The 2,154-nt window shown below is 74.8% G+C and carries 2 protein-coding genes and 1 pseudogene; all 3 read left to right on the top strand.

Features of this window, described 5'->3' with window-relative positions; genetic code table 11:
• A partial coding sequence (locus BF93_RS18720; protein WP_038374787.1) for an FHA domain-containing protein occupies nucleotides 1–640 on the top strand: 640 nt, incomplete at its 5' end.
• Nucleotides 637–1,503: a PP2C family protein-serine/threonine phosphatase gene (locus BF93_RS18715; RefSeq protein WP_038374786.1), complete on the top strand. Its 867-nt coding sequence runs from the start codon at nucleotides 637–639 to the stop codon at nucleotides 1,501–1,503. The genes BF93_RS18720 and BF93_RS18715, both read left to right, overlap by 4 nt.
• Nucleotides 1,500–2,154: pseudogene (locus BF93_RS18710) on the top strand (hypothetical protein); the annotation flags it as partial. The gene BF93_RS18715 and the pseudogene BF93_RS18710, both read left to right, overlap by 4 nt.

Below are 2,154 nucleotides of genomic sequence, written 5' to 3'. Positions count from 1 at the left end.
GGCCCCCCCCGCCGCACCGCAGGAGACCTGGGGATCCCCGGCGCCGGCGGCCCCGCAGGACGCGTGGGGCACCCCGGCCGCTCCCGCTCCGCCGCAGCAGGACGCCGGGACCGCCGCCCCGGCCGCGCCCGCCCCGGCCGCGCCCGCCCCGGCCGCCCCCGTCGCGCCGGCGCCGTCGGCCCCGGCCGTCGCCGAGGAGACCTCCGGCGGCCCGTGGGACGAGGTCGACGACCGCACCCGCGCCCTCGCGACCGACGACGTCGAGGAGGACCTCGAGGCGACGCGCCTGTCGGTGATCCCGCCCGCTCCCGTGCGCCGCAGCATCACGCTGCGCATGGACGACGGGGCGGAGCTCCGGTCCGAGCGCACCGTCGTGGTCGGGCGCAACCCCGCCGCGGGGGACCAGGAGAAGCCCTTCGTCATCAAGGACGACACCCGGTCCGTCTCCAAGACGCATCTGCGGGTGGACGGCACCGGCGACGACGTCCTCGTGACCGACCTCGGCTCCACCAACGGTTCGGCGATCGTCCACCCGGACGGCACGCGCGAGGGACTCGTCCAGGACACCGCGACGATCCTGCCCGTCGGCGCACAGGTCGCGATCGGCGATCGCGTGCTCACCGTGGAGAGGGATCAGTGATCGGCCCCTCCTCCTCCGCCCGAGAGCTCCCCGGGGCGATCCGCGTCGTCTCCGCAGCCAGCACGCATGTCGGGCACGTGCGGGCGACCAACGAGGACTCCTTCCTCGATGCCGCCCCGATCTACCTGGTCGCCGACGGCATGGGCGGCCACAATGCGGGCGAGGTCGCCAGCGCGATCGCCGTCGAGGAGTTCGAGAAGCTCACGCTGGGCCCGCCGGTCACCATCGAGCAGCTCGGCGACGCGCTGCGCAGCGCCGCCCGGCGGATCGGCGAGGTCGGCGGCGGCGGGATGCTCTCCGCCGGGACGACCGTCGCGCTCGTCGCGACGATGGTGATCGACGACATCGCCTACTGGGTCGTGCTGAACCTCGGCGACTCGCGCGTGTATCGGCTCTCCGACGAGATCTTCGAGCAGGTCAGCGTCGACCACTCGGTGGTCCAGGAGCTCATGGACCGCGGCGAGATCACCCCGCAGGAGGCCCTGCGCCACCCCCATCGGCACATGGTCACCCGGGCGCTGGGCGGAGGGCCCGATTCGGAGCCGGACTACTGGCTGATCCCCGCCGAGATCGGCGATCGCATCCTCATCTGCTCGGACGGGCTGTCCGGCGAGGTCGACGACGCGACCATCGAGCGCCTCCTGCGCAGCCCCGCGTCCGTGGAGATCGTGTGCGACGACCTCGTCGAGCTGGCCCTGGCCGCCGGAGGCCATGACAACGTCACCGTGGTGGTGCTCGAGGCCGCCGCCTCGACCCCGGGCACGGATCGCGCCGGGGATGGCGCGGCGGAGCAGCCGGGCGAGCTGGTCGAGATCGACGAGGACACCCTGCCCCGGCCGATCCCGGGAAGCGCGGCCTCGTGAACGAGCAGACCCCTCTGCTGGGGCTCGGCGTGTGGTTCCAGCCGGGACCGGCGACGCTGATCGTCCGGGAGGCGGGATGGGCCCTCCTCGTGCCCGGTGTGCGCAAGCCGATGATCGAGGCGGTCTGGACGGTGCTGGCGGAGCCGCCGGACCCGGCACGGATCCTCGACGCGATCGTGGAGGCCGCCGGGCTCGAGGGCGTCGAGAAGATCCCCTCGATCCTCATCGGCCTCGTCTCCGAGACGTCCGCCGCCCTCGTGGTGAAGGGCACGAGCCCCCTCGCCGTCTACGACGCCGCCGGCCGGCGCCTGGTCGCAGGCACGGCCGATGAGCCCGTCGCCGTCGTCGAGGCATCCGGGGTGCGGCGCCTGGCCTTCGGCGACCTGCCCGCCGAGGAGAGCACCGGCGGGCTGCGGCTGGGGGAGGGGATGGCCCGGGTGCGCGGCTTCGTCCAGATGACCGTGGATCCCGCGCAGCTGTCCGCCGAGGAGCGCGAGGCGCTCGCCGGACAGGTCGCAGAGGACGGCCGCTCCATCGAGACCCCCGAGCAGAAGGCCGAGAAGGCCTCGAGGCCCGCCCCGGCCGCACGGGCCTCCGCCCCCACGCCGTCCACCCCGGCACCCGCCTCGGATCCGGCGCCGGCGCCCGCGC

The sequence above is a fragment of the Brachybacterium phenoliresistens genome, assembly GCF_000576425.1.
GTDB lineage: Bacteria > Actinomycetota > Actinomycetes > Actinomycetales > Dermabacteraceae > Brachybacterium > Brachybacterium phenoliresistens.
Note: the sequence above shows the minus strand (reverse complement) of the source record. Positions and strands in the feature narration are given on the sequence as shown.